The organism is Paraburkholderia sp. BL9I2N2 (assembly GCF_004339745.1).
In the GTDB taxonomy this organism is placed as follows: Bacteria; Pseudomonadota; Gammaproteobacteria; order Burkholderiales; family Burkholderiaceae; genus Paraburkholderia.
Map to the genome: position 1 here is coordinate 583416 of NZ_SMGP01000001.1, position 18988 is coordinate 602403.

An 18988-nucleotide genomic window follows, 5' to 3' on the forward strand; every position below is an offset into this window, starting at 1 on the left:
TGATGAGCCTTCGGGCGGCGCTGGCCTTTTTGAGGCGCGCGAGTGGGTTTTCGGCACATGGGCGCGGGTGCGCGTCCATTGGCCGGAACGCCTGCATTTTACCGTTCGCGGCGCATTTCCCGTGCGCCGATGGTTGCGCGTGCAACCAGCCGGGCATCGTTCAAACGGGATTGGCGGGCGGTGTGGCGAGCGTGGGTGGACTGCGGCGTTGGTTCAGCTTTGAACGCGTTTGCCCGGCGGCGTGGCGAGCGCAGCGAATACGCGCCTCAAGCTCGGCTTCAGCCGGATTTAACCGGCGACACGCTAGACGTGGCCGGCACGCGCCGCAAGCTCAGTTTATGAAAGCGCAGTGTCATCAACAGCGCGACGCTCGCTAGGCCGGCCGCGAGTCCCCACCACAAGCCGCGCGCGCCGAGGCCGAAGTGAAACGCCAGCGTGTAGCCGGTCGGAAAACCGATCACCCAGTAGCCGAAGGCGGCGGCGATCATCGGTACGCGGGTGTCTTTCAGGCCGCGCAGACAGCCGGAGCCGACCGTCTGCATGCCATCGACGATCTGGAAGATCGCCGCCACGCCGAGCAGCGAACTCGCGAGCGTGACCGTGGCAGCGTTGGCCGGATCGTCGAGATGCAGATAGAGGCCGACGATCCAGTGCGGCGCGGCGATCAGCACGAGGCCCGACAGCGTCATGAAGGCGACGCCGAGCGCGAGCGCGACAAAACCGGCGTGGCGCGCGGCGAGCGGCTGGCCGGCGCCGGACCAGAAGCCGACGCGCACGTTGGCCGCCTGGCCGATCGCGAGCGGCACCATGAAGGCCACTGAGGCCACATTCAACGCAATCTGATGCGCGGCCAGTTGCGACTCGCCTAGCAGGCCGACCATCAGGCCGGTGGCGAGAAAGAGCGTCGACTCGACGCCGTAGGTGATCGCGACCGGCCAGCCGATGCCGAACAGTTCGCCCATCAGCGGCACGTCAGGCCGCGTGGCGACGACGAAATGGCGATAGCGCGGGCGCAAATGCAACAGCGCCATCAACACGAGCGCGCTCAACCAGACGGTGATCGAGGTCGCGGCAGCCGAGCCGAGAAAACCGAGCCGCGGCAGGCCATAGGCGCCGTGGATCAGGCCGTAGTTGAGAAAACCGTTCACGCCGACGCTCACCAGCGACACCCACAACAGCCGTTTGGCCGCGCCGATCGCCGGCAGGAAAGAGCGCATCAGGCCGACTCCGATCAGGCTGCCGAGCGCGCCCCAGCGCAGCACCGCCGCATATTCGCCGACGTTGTGCGCGAGCAGCGCGGGTTCGCCGAAAGCGAGCAGGATCGGCGTGGCGAACGAGAGCAGGAAGAACGCCGGCACCGACAGCAGCACGGACAGCACAAAGCCGGTCCAGTAGATGTGCGGCACGCGGCCTTCCTCCTGAGCGCCGCGCGCGTGCGACACGCTCACGCTGACCGAGGTCAGCACGCCTTGCAGCAGCGTGACCACCACGAAAAACAGGTTCGCGCCGAGGCCGCCGGCCGCGAGCGCGTCCGGGCCGAGCGAACCGAGCAGGATCGTGTCGGTGACGCCCATCGCCATTTGCGAGAGTTGCGCGATGGCGAGCGGCGCGGCGAGCCGCGCGGTGTCCGCCGCGTGGCGGGTCAGGGTCGGCGGCCGGGCGGCCACCCGGGTGATGCCGGATTGAGTCATGGAGCGCTTGGCGGCGGAAGTGGCGACAGCGCGACGGCGGGCGCGACGAGCGCGCGGGCGCAGGCGAGGGCGGCGGCTCGATGAGCCTTGGCGAATGCATGAGGCAGGCGCCAGCCGGGTATGTCAGCCGATTGTTTGTTTGTCGACACTGACAGCTTATTGCTTGGGCGCGGCGATGTCGATGGAAGAGGCACGATTTTGGTGCGCGCGTTGCTCCGAGTTTTCGGACTGCGGGCGACGGGCCGCGTGTCAAGCCTCGTGAACTGCGATCCGCGTATCGCCGAGCAGCACGACCTGACCCGCGCGAATCTTGCAGGTTTTACGCGTTTCGACCCGGCCGTCGACGGTGACCGCACCGTCCGCGACCATCATTTTTGCCGACCCGCCGCTGTCCGCCAGCCCCGTTATCTTCAGGAGATTGTGCAGTTCGACGTAGTCGCCGGTGAGCGTGAAATCGAGGTTGGGCATGGCGTTTGCACCTTCAGACAAAGGGTTCGCATCATAAGCCAGAAGCTTGCCCTGCATGAAAGTTCGCGGTGTGCGCCGTCGTCGTGTGAGCATCTGCAAGCAGATGTTATGCGATTGTCAGAAAGTGAAACGTTCCGTAACGACGGTCGTAAAACACGAACTTCACTCGTAAAGTGCAGATCAGTAGGGAAAGCCTGCTGGATTTTTATCTGGCAGCGAGCAGACCGGGCGAGGCACGCAGAGCGCGCTCATGCAGTGACTCAAATGCAGCGGCTCAAATGCGCAGCGCCGGACAGGTCGCTCGCGTCACAACAACTTTAGAGAGGATTAGCCATGACCCAGATTCGTACGCTTCTGATCGGTACCGCCCTTACGGCTCTTGCTTCCACGGCCGCGCTTGCGCAGACCGCGCAACCGGCAGCGGGTACGGACGGCCAGCCGCAGGTTCAGATGCAAGGCGCCGATACCGCGACCGCCCCTGCCGCGCAGGGCGTGCAACCGGTGACGCCGCCGCCGACGCGTCTGACGGCGTCGGGCTCGACCGATCCGCTGGTGCAGAAGCGCGACGCCAATGCGAAGGCTAACGCCGAATATCGTGCGTCGAAAAAGGCATCCAAGGCGGAGCTGAAGGATCAGCAGAAGGCCGCCAAGGTTCAGTACAAGGAACAGGTGCGCGACGCCAAGATCAACCAGAAGGCGGATAAGCAGACCGCCAACAACGAGATGAAGATGAACATGCAAGGCCAGACCGGTGACCAGTCGGACGGCGCCGACGTCAAGCACTAAGGCTGAGTTTTGATCAAGCGGCGTGGCGGCGCGGTTTGCCGCCGCGGCCGCTTTAACGGACTTTCAGGTCCGGGCATCTCGTTTCAACGGAGGTATCGCATGAGCATTACCCAGTCCATGAAGACCACGCTTGTCGCCGCTTTGATCGCGGGTTGCCTGTCGTCGGGTGCGTTCGCGCAGGCTAGCGATCCGGCCGCGGCGCCGGTTACCCATGCCGACAAGAAGGCGGCCAAGGAACAGTCGAAGGCGGACAAGAAGGCGTCCGTCGCGCAGGCCAAGGCCGACAAGAAGAAAACCGACGCTCAGGCCGAAGCCGACAAGGCTAGCGCTGACGCTAATGTGAAGGATGCGAAGAAGCAATAGCAGGCTTCGCGGCAGCGGCAGACGCGGGGCGCATGAACGCCTCGCGATGTTCTGCCTGCGAAAAATGGCCCGTGCGCATTCGTGCGACGGGCCATTTTTTGCGCTGGTCTTCGCCCGTGCGGCCGCTTGAAAATGCAGACAGTGCATGCGGCTAAAAAAGGGTCGCTTGTCTGCGCTAGTTGTATGGATATACAGTATGCGTCGCCGCTCTGAATCCATCCAACGCCCAAATCAATCGTGCTCTCTGTCGCCGAATCCGCGCCTCCCTCGCCGTCCCCGACGTCCTCGACGTCCGACACCGCCGCCTGGCTGGCGAAGCTCAACGACGCGCAGCGCGAAGCCGTCGACTACGGCGCCCACACGCCCACCGCGCCGCTCGGCGCGCTACTGGTGATCGCGGGCGCCGGTTCCGGCAAGACCAACACGCTCGCGCACCGGGTCGCCAATCTGGTGGTGAAGGGCGCCGATCCGCGCCGCATCCTGCTGCTGACCTTTTCGCGCCGCGCGGCGCTCGAAATGACCCGGCGCGTCACACGCATCGCCGGCGCGGCGCTCGGTTCGCGAGCCGCGTTGGCGCAAGGACTGACGTGGTCGGGCACCTTCCATAGCGTCGGCGCGCGGCTGTTGCGCGAGTACGCGGATCTGATCGGCCTCGCGCCGGCCTTCACGATCAACGACCGCGAGGATTCCGCCGACCTGATGAACCTCGTGCGCCACGAACTCGGCTTGTCGGCGAAAGAGCGGCGTTTCCCGGCCAAGGGCACGTGCTTTGCGATTTATTCGCGCGTCGTGAACACCGGTGCGTCGCTCGGCCAGGTGCTCGACAAGGCGTTCCCGTGGTGCCGTGAATGGGAGGCCGATCTGCGCATGCTGTTCGCGGCCTACGTCGAGGCGAAACAGAAACAGAGCGTGCTCGACTACGACGACCTGCTGCTCTACTGGTCGCACATGGCCGCCGAGCCGGGAATCGCCGCCGACTTGTCGGCGCGCTTCGACCACGTACTGGTCGACGAATATCAGGACACCAACCGCTTGCAGGCGTCGATCCTGCTCGCGTTGAAGCCGGACGGCCGCGGCCTGACCGTGGTCGGCGACGACGCCCAGTCGATCTATTCGTTTCGCGGCGCGACCGTGCGCAACATTCTCGATTTCCCCGCGCACTTCGATCCGCCGGCCAAACAGGTCACGCTCGAGCGCAATTACCGCTCGACCGCGCCGATCCTGGCGGCGTCGAACGCGGTGATCGAACTGGCCAGCGAGCGCTACACGAAGAATTTGTGGACCGACAAGGCGTCGGCGCAGCGCCCGCGTCTCGTGACCGTCGCCGACGAAGCCGACCAGGCACGCTACATCGTCGAGCAAGTGCTGGAAGCGCGCGAACAGGGCATGAAGCTCAAGTCGCAGGCGGTGCTGTTCCGCGCCGCGCATCACAGCGCCGCGCTGGAGATCGAACTGACCCGGCGCAACATTCCGTTCGTGAAGTTCGGCGGGTTGAAGTTTCTCGATTCGGTGCACGTGAAAGACGTGCTCGCCGTGCTGCGCTGGGCGGAAAATCCGCGCGACCGCGTCGCCGGCTTTCGCGTCGTGCAGTTGCTGCCGGGCGTCGGGCCGGCCACCGCGGCGAAGGTGCTCGACGAGATCGTCGCTCGCGCGGGCAGCGGCAATCCCGCCGACACCGCCGGCGGCGCATTGGCCGCCTTCACCGCGCCGGCTCGCGCACAAGAAGACTGGCATCCGTTCGTCAAGCTGATGTCGAGCGTGTACGGGCGCCAGACGCCGTGGCCCGCCGAGTTCGAAATGGTGCGGCGCTGGTACGAGCCGCATCTCGAGCGCAATCACGAGGACGCGGCGATCCGTCATGCGGACGTGTTGCAGATGGAGAGCATCGCGGGCACGTATCCATCGCGTGAACGCTTTCTGACCGAGTTGACGCTCGATCCACCCGACGCCACCAGCGACGAATCCGGTGTGCCGCTCATCGACGAAGACTATCTGATCCTCTCCACGATCCATTCGGCGAAGGGGCAGGAGTGGCGCAACGTGTTCGTGCTGAACGGCGTGGACGGCTGCATTCCGTCCGATCTCGGCACCGGCAGCGAAGAGGAAATCGACGAGGAGCGGCGCCTCCTCTACGTGGCGATGACGCGCGCGAAAGAGGACTTGCATATCGTCGTGCCGCAGCGCTTTTACGTGCACAACCAGACGCATATGGGCGATCGTCACGTGTGGGCGTCGCGTACGCGCTTCATTCCCGCGCATCTGATGCCGCTCTTCGACGCCTATGCATGGCCGCGCGTTCCGGTTCCGAGCGCGCCCACGGCGGCCGGGCTGGCCGCGGCGGCGCAGGCGAAGATCGAAATCGGGGCGAAACTCAGGAAGATGTGGGATTAAGAGCGCGACGGCGCGCGCTCCCGTGCGTGACAGCGGTGACGCGATCAACGTCGAGCAACAAACGCGGGGGAAGACCGTTGGCCTGGGCCGTTGGTAGGCGATACGTCTCTTGAGCGGCGGCGGGTTGCCGCCGTTGGCTTCCGGTGACTCTGTAGATGTTTTCGACGGTCTTTAGCGTTAGCGCGACTGCCGTTGCTGCTGTTGCTGCGGCGCCGGACGCGGCGGCACGAAGAAATTACGCAGCCAGGCCGCCATCCGCGAAAACACGTCATACGGCTCTTCCACGAAAATCTCCGGCTTGAGCAGGCGCAGGAACTCCATGATCTGCTGCGCTTCCTGCTTCTGGAACGAGCCGTGCGAAATGCCGAGCCGCAGCAGCCCGCGCAGTTCGCCGAGCTTTTCGCGCGCGGTGCTACCCACGCTCGTTTCGCACGCCACCTTGGCCTCGTAGACGCGCTGACGCAGCGATTCCACCAGCCGCCACGCCGGCGTCTGCATGACTTCCTCGAGCGCCTGAATGTCCTGCGCCGCGCTCTTGATCTGCGCCGCGAGCGGGTCGATCAGCACGGCGTCGCCTTCCGCTTCCTTGACGATCGCCGCCGCCCAGTCGCGGCACTGCTTGGCGAGTTCTTCCGGCGTCCATTCCGAGCGGGCCGCGAAGCCGAAGCCGAACTCGCCCGCCTGTCGCATCAGAATCGCGACGACATCCGGAAACTCCTTGTCCAGCGTGCGTTTAGCCCAGGCGTACTGGCCGCCCTGCAACATCCGCTGAACCGCGTGTTCGGTCAGCGGCACCATATTGTCGAGCAGCTTGGCGCGCAAAAAATCCTCAAACGACGGCGTCGCGAACTGCGGATCGAGCTTCAGCGATACCCGCAGAAAAGCGTCGAAATCCTTGCGCAGTGTCGCGATGGTCTCGTCTTTGAGCGTGAGGGTGATTTGACCCATGTGTTATCCCGTTTGGTCCTGCCGCGCGGCCTCGCCACGCCGCCCGGCCACGCGGGCCCTGGGAGGCGCGGCGTTCGATGCCGGCGCGCTTGATTCCTGCCTGATGCCGCGTAACCAGCGGGACGTATCCCGACGAGCGGACCTCGACTGCATAACGGCGGATTGACGGGAAACTTAAGGGAGTACGGGGCGGGGCGCCCGCTTTAGAGGGAAGCGTCGCCGTGCTTGGGCGCGGGTGGCGCGAGCCGGACGACGCCGATGCCGGCATGAAAGCGGCGTGCGCCTATTTGAGCACGACGCATTGCCAGACAAAAAACACGGTCAGGCCGACGGCGATGGTCAGAAGCGGCCGCCGCGTCAACGCGCTGACAAGCACCGCAGCCAGCGTGCCGACCAGTTGCGGATTGCGCCACGTCAGCTCGGCGTCGCTGCCGTGCGGCGAAACCGCCATCGGTACGATGATCGCGGTCAGCACGGTGACCGGCACGAAGCCGAGGGCGGTGCGCACGAGCGGCGGAAACACCAACCGGTCGCCGAGCACAAAGACGGCGGCGCGAATCACCCACGTGATGGCCGCCATGCCGAGAATCAGGACGACGTAGTTCATCGCGACGCCTCCGCGGTTTTGCCCGTGCCGCGCAGGTTGGGCCGCGACGTCGAAAGCAGCACGCCGATCGCCACGCCGGCGAACACCGCGCCGAGCAGACCGAGCTTGTATGGCCACGCCTGCCAGAAGAAGGCCAGCGTGCCCGCGGTGACGGCCGCCGCGATATAGCGCAGCGCGACGAGTTGCGGCACGACGATCGCGATGAAGGTGGCGACCATGGCGAAATCGAGGCCGAGCGATTGCAGGCCCGGAAAAGCCGCGCCGAACAGCAGGCCGGCGACGGTCCAGAGCTGCCAGTTCAGGTACATGGCCAAGCCGGCGCCGAAGAAGTAGTGCGGGCCGACTGTGCCGGGTTCCCGATGCCGGTAGTGCTCCCACGCGACGGCGAAGACTTCGTCCGTGAGCAGCGCGCCGAGCACCCAGCGCCAGCGTGTCGGCAGATGCGCGACGTGCGGCGCGAGCGTCGCGCTGTACAGCACGTGCCGCAAATTGACGACGAGCGTGGTCGCCCAGATCACGGCGAAACTCGCGTGTCCGGCGATCAGGCCGAGCGCGATGAACTGCGCGGAGCCGGCGAACACGACGAGCGACATCAACTGGCCGTGCCATAGATGCAGCGGGCCGGATGCGACGAGGGTGCCGAAAATGACGCCGAAAGGCGCCGCGCCGACCATCATCGGAATGATGTCGCGCGCGCCGGCGGTGAACTCTTTGAAATGGCCTGAGCTCGTGGGCTGGCCTGCGGTGGAATGGGTCAATCTAGCCTCCTTGATTCGGGAAGCATAGCGGCGGCGGCCGGGCGGGGCTTGTACGTTCTTGCGGATGGGGGTGGTTTGATGCAGGAGCGTGGGCGCGAGGCCGTATCTTGCGCCGGAATGAGCACGTAGCGTGGCACGCAGAGGTTGCCAGCAAGCCGTGCCCCAGCGCCGCGTCAGACGCCTTGCCAGCGTCCCGGCGGCACGCCGAACATGCGCCGGAAGTGTCGCGTGAAATGGCTCTGGTCGGTGAAGCCGCTGGCGGCGGCGACATCCGTGACGGAAACGCCGGCGCGCAGTGGCGCGAGCGCGCGCTGCAAGCGCACCTGGTTGCGCCACGCGTGGGGCGGCAGACCAGTCGTTTGGGTGAAAAGACGCGCTGCGTGGAACGGCGAGAGTCCCGCCGCCTGCGCCACTTCAGCGAGCGTGACCGGCTCGACGAGGTCGCCCGTCAGGCGCTCCTGCATGATCGCCACGCGAGTGTCGTCGGGGGCGAGGCGCGAATGCGCCGGCTGCGTTTGCGCGTAGCGCACCAGCAGCGTGGACAAGGCGTCGAGCATGGCGGCCTCGGCAGCGAGCGCGTCGTCGCCCGCTTCCAGCAGACGATGCGCGCGCGCCAGCCGCGCGGCCAGATCCGGGTCGCGGATCACGCCGGGCGCGAACCACGGCAAGGCCTGCGGCTTGCCGCTGACTTCGTCGGCGAGAGCGTGGATGAAGTCCACCGGCGCATACATCACGCGATACCGCCAGCCCGCCTCGACCGCCTTCGAGCCGGTGTGCAACTCGCCGGGATTGATGATCGGCACGCTGCCGGCCTCGGCGACATAGTCGGAACCGAGATACCGATAACCCTCGGCGCCCGCCACGATCACCGGAATCGTGTACGCGTCGTGCCAATGCGGTGTGAACTCGTGATCGTGATATTCGGCCGTAAGCAGGTCCGCGCCGGGCAGAAGCGGCGTGCGCCAGTAGCGGGCGGAATCCTGGAAACGATGGGAGGCGGTCATGGCGAAGGTCCGGCTGGACCGGTCAGTGTAACGCGTCGCGACCGGTGCCGCCTCATGCGCTGATGGGTCGGCCGGCTGCGTTTTGCCGTAGGGCGGCGCCTACTTGACCGGGATCGTTGTTCCGGCTGGCACCGGCACGGCGCTCACGCTGTTCTTCGCGCTGCCGCTGACCACCCGGTCGCTATAGGTGAGATACACCAGCGAGTTGCGTTTCGCGTCGACCACCCGCACCACATGCAGCGACTTGAAGATGAACGACATGCTCACCGAGAACACGTCAGCCTGTTTCTTCACCGGGCCCGTGAAGTGGATTTCGCCCACCTGACGACAGGCGATCGACGCCTCCGTGGGGTCTTCCGCGATGCCGAGCGTACCCTTGACGCCGCCGGTACGCGCCCGCGACACGTAGCAGGTCACGCCTTGAACCACGGGATCGTCATAGGCCTCGACGACTACGCGATCGGAGCCCGTGACGCGAAAATTGGTATTGACGCTGCCGACTTCTTCGCTGTGTGCCGAAGGCAGCAGGAGGGCGGCGGCCGCCGCAAGCGCGATACGCAACAAAGTGGGTTTCATGGGATGGGATTGCCGGAAATTGAGCGCCTGGGTTGAGCGCAAGACGTGCGCCAGGAAATCGTCATCGTATAACGGCCGGTGGGTGAGAGGGCCGATGCTCCCGGGCGACAGGTTCGCTGGAACGGCGCGAGCTTGGCATCGACCACGGTGGCATGGCTCGGCACCGTGCGGCGCGCAAAAAGAAAAAGGCCCGCACGGATGCGGGCCTTTCAAATTTTTTGGCTCCTCGACCTGGGCTCGAACCAGGGACCTACGGATTAACAGTCCGGCGCTCTACCGACTGAGCTATCGAGGAACAGCAGTGCAGCTTGATTAACTACAACTTGATCTACATAAAAAAGCCCGTCTTGGTTAACGGGCCTTTGCAATTCTTGGCTCCTCGACCTGGGCTCGAACCAGGGACCTACGGATTAACAGTCCGGCGCTCTACCGACTGAGCTATCGAGGAACAGAACAACAACAGCAGAGAAACGAAATTGTAGGAGGAGCTTAAGCGCCTGTCAATACCTTGTGCTCATCTCGATTTCATTCGAATTCGGCTGCGCACGCGGCAGACAGCGAGGCTCAGCGTACGAGCAACTCGAGCTTTTCCTTCACGTCCTTGAACTCGTCGGCTTCCGGCAGCGGCGCCTTGGTCTTGGTGATGCTCGGCCAGTTCTTCGCGAGATCGGCATTCAGTTCAATGAAATTCTGCTGGTCGCCCGGCACGTCTTCCTCGGCATAAATGGCGTTCACCGGGCACTCGGCCACGCATACGGCGCAGTCGATGCATTCATCGGGGTCGATCGCGAGGAAGTTGGGACCTTCGCGAAAGCAGTCCACCGGGCACACATCGACGCAGTCGGTATAGCGGCACTTGATGCAGCTTTCGGTCACAACGTGAGTCATTCAGGCAGCTCCTGCATGCGGTATCTGGGGAGGCGGAAACGCCAAAAGCGCTATTGTATCGTAACGTCAAGAGGCGCATGCAGCATCGCACAAGACCGTTTATACGTTTTCGTGATTAGTTTATGGCGTGCGCATTGGGACGTCCCTGGGGCGCGCTGCGCGGGCGTCCGCCGGCGCGCTGAACGCCGGCGCATTCGGGTAACATGCGTCAGGTCGGCGCGCACGGGGCGTGCCGTACGCGCATGGGTGAGTCGGGCCTTTCGTGTCAGGCCTTCCGTTTTCCGCAGTCCAGTTCGCACCATCATGATTATTACTTCGCTGCTCGACACCGATCTGTACAAGTTCACGATGATGCAAGTGGTGTTGCATCACTTTCCCGCGGCGAATGTGGAGTATCGCTTCCGCTGCCGTACGCCGAATGTCGATCTCGTGCCGTATATCGGCGAGATTCGCGACGAAGTGCGCAAGCTCTGCAAGCTGCGCTTCACCGACGACGAGCTCGACTACCTGCGGCGCATGCGCTTCATCAAGGGCGACTTCATCGAGTTTCTGGCGCTGTTCCATCTGAACGAAAAATACATTTCGATCGAACCGTCGCCGAAGGGCAATGGCGAAATCGACATCGAGATCAAGGGTCCGTGGCTGCATACGATCCTGTTTGAGATTCCGATGCTCGCGATCGTCAACGAAGTCTACTTCCGCAACACCCAGCAGAAGCCGGACTACAGCGAAGGGCGCGGCCGTCTCGTCGATAAGATCAAGCTGCTCGGCGCGCGTCCGGAATTCGCCGACTGCAAGATCGCCGACTACGGCACGCGCCGGCGCTTCTCGAAGCAATGGCACGAGGAAGTGATCCTCAAGCTCAAAGAAGGCCTCGGCGAGCAGTTCGCCGGCACCAGCAACGTCTTCTACGCGATGAAGCACAGCCTCACGCCGCTCGGCACGATGGCGCACGAATACCTGCAGGCGTGCCAGGCGCTCGGTCCGCGATTGCGCGACTCGCAGATCTTCGGCTTCGAAATGTGGGCCAAGGAATACCGTGGCGACCTGGGTATCGCGCTCTCGGACGTCTACGGCATGGAAGCGTTCCTGCGCGACTTCGACATGTACTTCTGCAAGCTGTTCGACGGCGCGCGCCACGATTCCGGCGATCCGTTCGACTGGGGCGAACGCCTGCTCAAGCACTACGAAGCGAACCGCTGCGACCCGCGCACCAAGATCCTCGTGTTCTCCGACGCGCTCGACATTCCCAAGGTGCTGCAACTCTATGAGCGCTTCCGTGGCCGCTGCAAGCTCGCGTTCGGCGTGGGCACGAATCTGACCAACGACCTCGGCTACAACCCATTGCAAATCGTCATCAAGATGGTTCGCTGCAATGGTCAGCCGGTGGCGAAGCTGTCGGACTCGCCGGGCAAGAACATGTGCGAAGACAAGGCTTACCTCGCATATCTGCGTCAGGTGTTCGGCATTGCGCAGCCCGAGGAAGAGGCGGCGAAGTAATGCGGTTCGTAGCTGGCTATAGCGTAAGGCCCGTGTTCGACACGTGGCAATAGCCCGTTCGGCCAGGGTGTTCGCGCGCAGGGCGGCCGGTATAATTCTCGCCATATCGCACGGCTGTCGACACGAGGATTTCGCACATGGACACATCGATTGCCCGCCGCAACATCCTGGCGCGTATCCGCGCGGCGCAAGGGCGTGAGCCGGAGCCGTCCGCTTCCGAGCGCGAGGCCGCCGCGGACTACCTGGCGCGCCATCCTGCTGGCCCGCGGCCGGAGATGCCGGTCGACCTCGTCGCGCGCTTCATCGAAGAAGCGCAGAAATTGGCCACCACGGTCGACTCGGTGCAAGCACTGAGCGACGTGCCGGCCGCGGCGCATCGCTACCTCGCGCAACATGCGTTGCCGCTGCAGGCCATCGCCTGGCAAACGCTGCAGGATCTGCAATGGGCCGAAGCCGGCCTCATCGTCGAATTTCGCAAGCCGCAAGACGGTGACGTGGTCGGTCTCACCGGCTGCTTTTGTGCGACCGCCGAGACCGGCACGCTAGTGCTGCTGTCCGGGCCGGAAACATATGCGTCGGCCGGTCTGCTGCCGGAAACGCATGTTGCCATTGTGCCGGCTTCGCGCATCGTCTCGGGTCACGAAGAGGCATTCGCACTGATCCGCAAGGAGCGCGGCGAACTGCCGCGCGCAGTCAATTTCGTCTCCGGGCCTTCGCGTACCGGAGATATCGAACAGACCATCGTGCTCGGCGCGCATGGGCCTTATCGGGTGCATGTGATCGTCGTGCAGGGCGCCTGAGCGGCAAGCGCGGCTCGGCGGTGCATCGGGACGCATGCTCCGATGCGCGGCTGCGGGCAATAACAAGGACTTCAATTCTATGAAAGGACGTGCCGTTTGTACTGGCATGGGGCTCGCGGCTGCATTGACGCTGGCCGGCTGGCCGCAATTTGCGTCGGCCGCCACGCTCGACGGCGCGACTTTGTCGGCGTTGTGGGGGCTGCCGTTCGCGGGCGTGCTGCTGTCGATCGCGGTATTTCCGCTGATCGCGCCGGCGTTCTGGCATCACCACTTCGGCAAGATTGCGGCGGCCTGGGCGCTCGTATTTCTCGTGCCGTTCGCGCTCAGCTACGGTAGCGGCGTCGCATTCGGCACGCTCGTACATGCATTACTCGAAGAATACATCCCGTTCATCGTGTTACTGATGGCGCTCTACACGGTGGCAGGCGGCATCTGCGTGCGCGGCAATCTGCATGGCACGCCGCGCCTGAACACGGCGATCCTCGCCCTCGGCACGTTGCTCGCGAGCATCATGGGCACGACCGGCGCGGCCATGTTGCTAATCCGCCCGTTGCTGCGTGCCAACGACAATCGCAAGCACGTCGTTCATGTGGTGGTTTTTTTCATCTTCCTGGTGGCCAACGCGGGCGGCTCGCTTTCGCCGCTGGGCGACCCGCCACTCTTTCTCGGCTTTCTGCAGGGTGTGAGTTTCTTCTGGACCACCACGCATCTCGCGCTGCCGATGCTGTTCGTCTGCGGCGTGCTGCTGATCGCGTTCTATGCGCTGGACTCGTACTACTTTCATCGGCGCGAGGAAGAACGCTCGCGCTTTCTCGATCCGACGCCCGACACGCCGCCGCTCGGCATCGATGGCAAGATCAATTTCGTATTGCTCGCCGCCGTGATCGCGCTCGTGCTGATGAGCGGGCTGTGGAAACCGGGCGTGGAGTTCGACGTGTTCGGCACGCACGTGGCCTTACAAAATGCCGTGCGCGATGCCGCGCTAATCGGTGTGACGTTACTCTCGTTGGCGCTCACGCCGCGCGCGGCTCGCGCGGGCAACGACTTCAACTGGGCGCCGATCGAAGAGGTGGCCAAACTGTTCGCCGGCATCTTCGTGACGATCGCGCCGGTCATCACGATTCTGCGCGCCGGCGAGGCGGGTGCGTTCGCGGGCATCGTTCATCTGGTGAACGACGCGTCGGGCCAGCCGCACGATCTGATGTACTTCTGGGCGACCGGGCTGCTATCTTCGTTTCTCGACAACGCGCCGACCTACCTGGTGTTCTTCAACCTGGCCGGCGGCGACGCGCAGACGCTCATGACCACCGGCGCCACCACGCTCGCGGCGATTTCGGCCGGCGCGGTGTTCATGGGCGCGAACACGTATATCGGCAATGCGCCGAACTTCATGGTGAAGGCAATCGCGGAATCGCGCGGCGTTCGCATGCCGGGCTTTTTCGCCTATCTGGGCTGGTCCGCCGTGGTGTTGTTGCCGCTTTTTCTCGTCACCGGCTGGCTCTTTTTTTGACGCCGAGGCAATCGAACTCGACGCGCTATACGGAGAATTGCAATGCAGAAGATCCTCGTCGCCCGTCCGATCTTTCCCGATGTGATCGAACGGCTCAAACAGTATTTCGACGTCGACTGGAATCAGGGCGACGTATTGTCCGCTGACGAACTGACGCGCCGTCTCGCGGATAAGGACGGCGCGCTGACCGCGGGCGACCCGGTCGGCGCGGCCGAACTCGCGGCGGCGCCGCGTCTGCGCGTGGTGGCGAATATGGCGGTGGGCTACAACAACTTCGACATGGCCGCCTTCAACGCGGCTAACGTGCTAGGCACCAATACGCCGGACGTGCTGAACGAATCGACCGCGGACTTCGGCTGGGCGCTGATGATGGCGGCGGCGCGCCGCATCACCGAATCGGAACACTGGCTGCGCGCGGGCCAATGGCAGAAGTGGGCGTATGACGCGTTTCTCGGCAGCGATCTGCACGGCTCGACGCTCGGCGTGATCGGCATGGGCCGCATCGGCCAGGCGCTCGCACGTCGCGCGAAGGGCTTCAACATGCAGGTGATTTATCACAACCGTTCGCGCGTCGCGCCCGAGATCGAGGCCGAGCTGAACGCCGAGTATGCATCGAAGCAGGACCTGTTGCGGCGTGCCGATCACGTCGTGCTCGTTCTGCCGTACACGAAGGAGAACCATCACACGATCGGCGCGGCCGAACTCGCGTTGATGAAGCCGACTGCGACGCTCACGAATATCGCGCGTGGCGGCATCGTCGACGACGTCGCGCTCGTCGAGGCGTTGCGCTCGAAGCAGATCGCAGCGGCCGGTCTCGATGTGTTCGAAGGCGAGCCGAATCTGAATCAGGACCTACTCAGCGTGCCGAATGTCGTGCTCACGCCGCACATTGCCAGCGCGACCGAAGCCACGCGCCGCGCCATGGCGAATCTCGCCGCGGACAATCTGATCGCGGGCTTGGGTGAAGGTCCGCGCGCGGGCCGGCCGCTGAATCCGGTCAACCCCGACGTCATCGGCAAGGCGCGTTCATGACAATGTATCTGGTGGCGGCCGTCGCCGTGCTGGCGGTCGCATTGGTTATCGCTTTGGTTTTGCTGATGCGCGCTCATGGCCGCGCGGAGGACAACGAGCAGTTCGAGTTGCTCAACGAACGCATGGACGCCACGGCCGACGCGCAAGCCCATGCTTACGAACGGCTTGAGCGGCAACTGCGCAACGACATCACCGAGACGGCGCGCGTGTCGCGTACCGAACAGAGCGGCGGCTTCGCGCATTTTCAGCAGACGCTGGCCGCGCAGTTCAGCAGCATGACGACGGTGCAGGGCGGCAAGATCGACGGTTTCGCGCAGCAACTCGACGCCGTGCGTCACAGTCTGCAGGCGCAGGCCCAGCAGGCGCGCGAGGAGCAGGGCCGCTCGCTCAAACAGTTCGGCGATACGCTGAGCCTGCAACTGGGGCAACTCACCGAGGCGAACGACCGCCGCTTCGCCGAAGTGCGCGCGACCATCGAACAGCGGCTCAAAGATATCGAGGCGAACAACTCGGCCAAGCTCGACGAAATGCGCCGCACCGTCGACGAAAAACTGCATGCCACGCTCGAACAGCGGCTGGGCGAATCGTTCAAGCTGGTTTCCGACCGGCTCGAACAGGTGCACCGCGGCCTGGGTGAGATGCAGACGCTGGCGGCCGGCGTCGGCGATCTGAAGAAGGTGCTCACCAACGTGAAGACGCGTGGCACGTGGGGCGAAGTGCAGTTGGAAGCGCTGCTGGAGCAACTGCTCACTGCCGACCAGTACGCGAAAAACATTGCGACGGTGCCAAGAAGCGCGGAGCGCGTCGAGTTTGCGATCAAGCTGCCGGGCCGCGCGGAGCAAGGCGCTGCGGCCACGCCTGTCTGGCTGCCCATCGACGCCAAGTTTCCGCGCGAGGATTACGAGCGTCTGATCGAAGCGCAGGAGCGCGCCGACTCGGTCGCGGTGGAAGAAGCATCACGCGCGCTCGAAGCGCGGATTCGCGCGGAGGCACGCACGATTGCGGAAAAGTACGTGTCGCCGCCGCACACCACCGACTTCGCGCTGCTGTTCCTGCCAACCGAAGGCCTGTATGCGGAAGTGTTGCGCCGGCCAGGCCTGACGGACCTGCTGCAACGCGACTATCGCGTGACGATTGCGGGGCCGACTACGCTGACCGCATTGCTCAATAGCTTGCAGATGGGTTTCCGCACGCTCGCGATCGAGAAGCGGTCGAGCGAGGTGTGGCAGGTGCTCGGCGCGGTGAAGACGGAGTTCGGCAAATTCGGCGATGTGCTGGCCAAGACCAAGGCGCAACTGGAAACCGTCACGCGCTCTATCGAAGCGGCGGAGACGCGAACGCGCGTCATGAGCCGCAGATTGCGCGATGTCGAGGCATTGCCAGGGGAGGAGGCGAGCGGGTTGCTCGGCGATGCGCTGTCGGGCGTGGATCCTGACGAGCAATAACAGAGTGGGGCTAGCGGTTTGGTCGCAGCGCCGATTCAGGCGCTTGCAGCCGCCAGCCGTTCAAGCGCCTCACCCGCCAGACGCACCACGCGCCAATCCGGCATGACAGAGGCGCCCATCTTTTCATAGAAGCTGATGGCCTGCTGGTTCCAATCCAGCACGGTCCATTCGAACCGCCCGCATTGCCGTTCCACCGCCAATGCGGCGAGGCGTTGCAACAGCGCGGTGCCGAGACCGCTACCCCGTTGCGAGGGTTGCACATAGACGTCTTCGAGATACAGCCCGCGCTTGCCGACGAAACTCGAGTAATTGTGGAAGAACAGCGCATAGCCGACGAATGCGTCCTTCATTCTCCGCTACCAGGGCCTCGATCGAAGGCCGCGCGCCGAACAGCGCGTCGCGCAAGCCGTCTTCGGTCGCGACGAAGATATGCGTGAGGCTTTCGAATTGCGCGAGTTCGTACATCAGCGCAAAGATGGCGCCGGTGTCCGCGGGCGCGGCGGCGCGGATCGTCGCGGGCATTACGCCTCTTCCGGCGCGTCGGTCAATTGGATTTCAATGCCGCCGAAGCGCGACGCCACCCAGTTGTACGCATGACATGCGATCCACAGCAGGATGAAACCGAGAATCGCGTTCAGCAGCAGCGCGCTGAACACCGTGCTCAGTTCCACCGAACCATAGCGCACGAACGCGACCAGCACGCCCAGCAGCACGATCGGCACCGAAAACGTCAGGTACACAAGGATCAGTGCTTTGGCCGTCTGTCCCGGTGCAATGAACGAGATCTGTTTTTTCATGTAAGTCAAACCCGTGTGTCGTAGTGGTAATGGGTAAAGCTGCAAATCACCGCCGGCGGGTACGTTGCCTCAGCCGTGCGTCAGCCGTCAGATGAGACCGTCGAACAGCATGATAGCGACGCGCTCTCCTTCGGCGATCTCGCCTTCATCGTGCCCGAGCACGATGAAGCAATTCGCTTCGCTCATCGAACTCAGCACGCCGGAGCTTTGCGATCCGGTCGGCGTGACGTGCCATTGTCCGTGCGCATCCTGTTCAGCTATGCCGCGCTGGAATTCGGTGCGCCCGGCGCGTTTGCGGATGGCCCGGCGGCTCATGGCGTGAATGACCGGCAGCGGTTGCGGTGTGGCCCCGGACATCAGCAGCAGCACTTCTCGCACGATCTGATAGAACGCCACCATCACGGCGACCGGATTGCCCGGCAACCCGAAGAATAACGCGGGAAGCCCGACACCCGGCCGCTCGCCGGACCAGACGCGGCCGAATGCAAGCGGGCGGCCCGGGCGCATGGCGAGACTCCAGAACGCGACGTCGCCGAAAGTTTGCAGCAGTTGCTTGGTGAAATCCGCCTCGCCGACCGAGACGCCGCCCGAGGTCAGCACCACGTCCGCGCTCGCCGCGGCGCTGCGCAAGGCGGCTTCCATCGCGGCGGGCTCGTCGCGCACCACGCCGAGGTCGAGCGTGTCGACGTTCAGGCGCCGCAGCATGGCAAAGAGCGTGTAGCGGTTGCTGTCGTACACGCAACCCGGATCGAGCGGTTCGCCGAGCGAGCGCAATTCGTCGCCGGTCGAGAAGAAGGCGACGCGCAAACGCCGCCTGACATTGACTTCGCCGATGCCGAGCGACGCCAGCAAGCCGAGGTCCGACGCGCGCATGATGCGGCCCGCCCGCAGCGCGGCATGACCGCGCGCGAGGTCTTCGCCGGCGAGGCGCCGGTTTGCGCCGCCCGCCACGGCGTTGGCCGCGAAGCGGATCGAAACGGAATCGGCGCCGCGCTCGACGAGTTCCTGCGGCACGACCGTGTCGCAGTCGGCCGGCATGCAGGCGCCGGTCATGACACGCGCGCATTGCGTGGCCTCGACGCGGCCCGCGAACGGATGCCCGGCCAGCGCCTTGCCGACGACCGCCAGTTCGACGGTGGTCGCGCCGGTGGCGAGTGCCGCGCGGTTGAACGCGTAGCCGTCCATGGCGGAGTTGTCGTGCGAAGGGACGTCGATCGGCGACACGATATCGGCCGCGAGCACGCGGTCGAGCGCGTCGCGCAAGGCCACGCGTTCAACGGCCGTGACCGGCGCGGCCCACTGACGAACAATCGCCTGAGCGGCCGGCACAGGTAGCGCGTGAGGATCGTACTGCGCGACGCAGCGGGAAAATTCGTTAAGCGTGGTCATGAAGGGCTGGGCGTCGCGACCGAAGGCGGGAGCGG

General features: G+C 64.5%; 18 protein-coding genes, 2 tRNA genes and 1 pseudogene. 8 read left to right on the top strand and 13 right to left on the bottom strand.

Features of this window, described 5'->3' with window-relative positions; translation table 11 throughout:
* Nucleotides 1-278: 278 nt before the first annotated feature.
* Together B0G74_RS02705 and B0G74_RS02710 are read right to left on the bottom strand one after the other, a co-directional pair.
* Nucleotides 279-1691 (bottom strand): MATE family efflux transporter, encoded by a 1413-nt coding sequence (locus B0G74_RS02705; RefSeq protein WP_132373545.1) that lies wholly within the window; start codon nt 1689-1691, stop codon nt 279-281.
* A gap of 249 nt (nt 1692-1940) precedes the next feature.
* Nucleotides 1941-2159 (bottom strand): RNA-binding S4 domain-containing protein, encoded by a 219-nt coding sequence (locus B0G74_RS02710; protein ID WP_011489423.1) that lies wholly within the window; start codon nt 2157-2159, stop codon nt 1941-1943.
* A 333-nt stretch (nt 2160-2492) separates the two neighbouring features.
* Here B0G74_RS02710 and B0G74_RS02715 point away from each other — a divergent pair, with 333 nt between their 5' ends.
* The 3 genes from B0G74_RS02715 (at nt 2493) to B0G74_RS02725 (ending at nt 5699) form a co-directional block, all read left to right on the top strand.
* The gene (locus B0G74_RS02715) at nt 2493-2945 is read left to right on the top strand and encodes a hypothetical protein (RefSeq protein ID WP_132373546.1); all 453 of its coding nucleotides are present in this window, start codon (nt 2493-2495) and stop codon (nt 2943-2945) included.
* A 99-nt stretch (nt 2946-3044) separates the two neighbouring features.
* Nucleotides 3045-3308 carry a hypothetical protein gene (locus B0G74_RS02720; protein ID WP_132373547.1) on the top strand — a complete coding sequence of 88 codons (264 nt, stop codon included), beginning with the start codon at nt 3045-3047 and terminating at the stop codon, nt 3306-3308.
* A gap of 237 nt (nt 3309-3545) precedes the next feature.
* Nucleotides 3546-5699, top strand: coding sequence for an ATP-dependent helicase (locus B0G74_RS02725; RefSeq protein WP_132373548.1), 2154 nt, complete (start codon nt 3546-3548; stop codon nt 5697-5699).
* Between the two features lie 177 nt (nt 5700-5876).
* On the opposite strand, the gene B0G74_RS02730 is transcribed toward B0G74_RS02725, so the two are convergent.
* From B0G74_RS02730 to fdxA, 8 genes are all read right to left on the bottom strand, one after another.
* On the bottom strand, nt 5877-6647 hold the full coding sequence (locus tag B0G74_RS02730; protein WP_132373549.1) for a DUF4088 family protein: 771 nt from the start codon (nt 6645-6647) through the stop codon (nt 5877-5879).
* 283 nt (nt 6648-6930) lie between these two features.
* A complete protein-coding gene (locus B0G74_RS02735; protein WP_132373550.1) occupies nt 6931-7254 on the bottom strand; it encodes an AzlD domain-containing protein in 324 nt (107 codons plus the stop codon).
* Nucleotides 7251-8012, bottom strand: coding sequence for an AzlC family ABC transporter permease (locus B0G74_RS02740; protein WP_132373551.1), 762 nt, complete (start codon nt 8010-8012; stop codon nt 7251-7253). Before B0G74_RS02740 ends, B0G74_RS02735 begins: the two co-directional genes overlap by 4 nt.
* A 173-nt stretch (nt 8013-8185) precedes the next feature.
* Entirely contained in the window at nt 8186-9016 is an 831-nt protein-coding gene (locus B0G74_RS02745; RefSeq protein WP_132373552.1) for an AraC family transcriptional regulator, read from the bottom strand.
* Nucleotides 9017-9115: 99 nt separating this feature from the next.
* Entirely contained in the window at nt 9116-9592 is a 477-nt protein-coding gene (locus B0G74_RS02750) for a CreA family protein (RefSeq protein WP_132373553.1), read from the bottom strand.
* A gap of 219 nt (nt 9593-9811) precedes the next feature.
* Nucleotides 9812-9887 (bottom strand) — tRNA-Asn (locus B0G74_RS02755).
* Nucleotides 9888-9964: 77 nt separating this feature from the next.
* Nucleotides 9965-10040, bottom strand: a tRNA-Asn gene (locus tag B0G74_RS02760).
* Nucleotides 10041-10156: 116 nt separating this feature from the next.
* A complete protein-coding gene (fdxA, locus tag B0G74_RS02765) occupies nt 10157-10480 on the bottom strand; it encodes a ferredoxin FdxA (protein ID WP_064268471.1) in 324 nt (107 codons plus the stop codon).
* A gap of 303 nt (nt 10481-10783) precedes the next feature.
* Here fdxA and pncB point away from each other — a divergent pair, with 303 nt between their 5' ends.
* From pncB to rmuC, 5 genes are all read left to right on the top strand, one after another.
* The gene (gene pncB, locus B0G74_RS02775) at nt 10784-11980 is read left to right on the top strand and encodes a nicotinate phosphoribosyltransferase (protein WP_132373554.1); all 1197 of its coding nucleotides are present in this window, start codon (nt 10784-10786) and stop codon (nt 11978-11980) included.
* A 137-nt stretch (nt 11981-12117) separates the two neighbouring features.
* A complete protein-coding gene (locus B0G74_RS02780) occupies nt 12118-12780 on the top strand; it encodes a lactate utilization protein C (protein WP_132373555.1) in 663 nt (220 codons plus the stop codon).
* A 106-nt stretch (nt 12781-12886) separates the two neighbouring features.
* Nucleotides 12887-14290, top strand: a complete 1404-nt coding sequence (locus B0G74_RS02785) for a sodium:proton antiporter (protein ID WP_243658243.1) — start codon at nt 12887-12889, stop codon at nt 14288-14290.
* Nucleotides 14291-14332: 42 nt separating this feature from the next.
* A complete protein-coding gene (locus B0G74_RS02790) occupies nt 14333-15322 on the top strand; it encodes a D-glycerate dehydrogenase (protein ID WP_132373557.1) in 990 nt (329 codons plus the stop codon).
* Nucleotides 15319-16767 carry a DNA recombination protein RmuC gene (gene rmuC, locus B0G74_RS02795; protein WP_132373558.1) on the top strand — a complete coding sequence of 483 codons (1449 nt, stop codon included), beginning with the start codon at nt 15319-15321 and terminating at the stop codon, nt 16765-16767. The genes B0G74_RS02790 and rmuC overlap by 4 nt, the downstream gene beginning before the upstream one ends.
* Nucleotides 16768-16802: 35 nt before the next feature.
* Here rmuC and B0G74_RS02800 read toward each other — a convergent pair.
* From B0G74_RS02800 to glp, 3 genes and pseudogenes are all read right to left on the bottom strand, one after another.
* Nucleotides 16803-17289: pseudogene (locus B0G74_RS02800) on the bottom strand (GNAT family N-acetyltransferase).
* Nucleotides 17289-17564, bottom strand: a complete 276-nt coding sequence (locus B0G74_RS02805) for a hypothetical protein (RefSeq protein WP_006053283.1) — start codon at nt 17562-17564, stop codon at nt 17289-17291. The pseudogene B0G74_RS02800 and the gene B0G74_RS02805 overlap by 1 nt, the downstream one beginning before the upstream one ends.
* Before the next feature lie 87 nt (nt 17565-17651).
* Nucleotides 17652-18953: a gephyrin-like molybdotransferase Glp gene (glp, locus tag B0G74_RS02810; protein ID WP_132373559.1), complete on the bottom strand. Its 1302-nt coding sequence runs from the start codon at nt 18951-18953 to the stop codon at nt 17652-17654.
* Nucleotides 18954-18988: the final 35 nt, after the last annotated feature.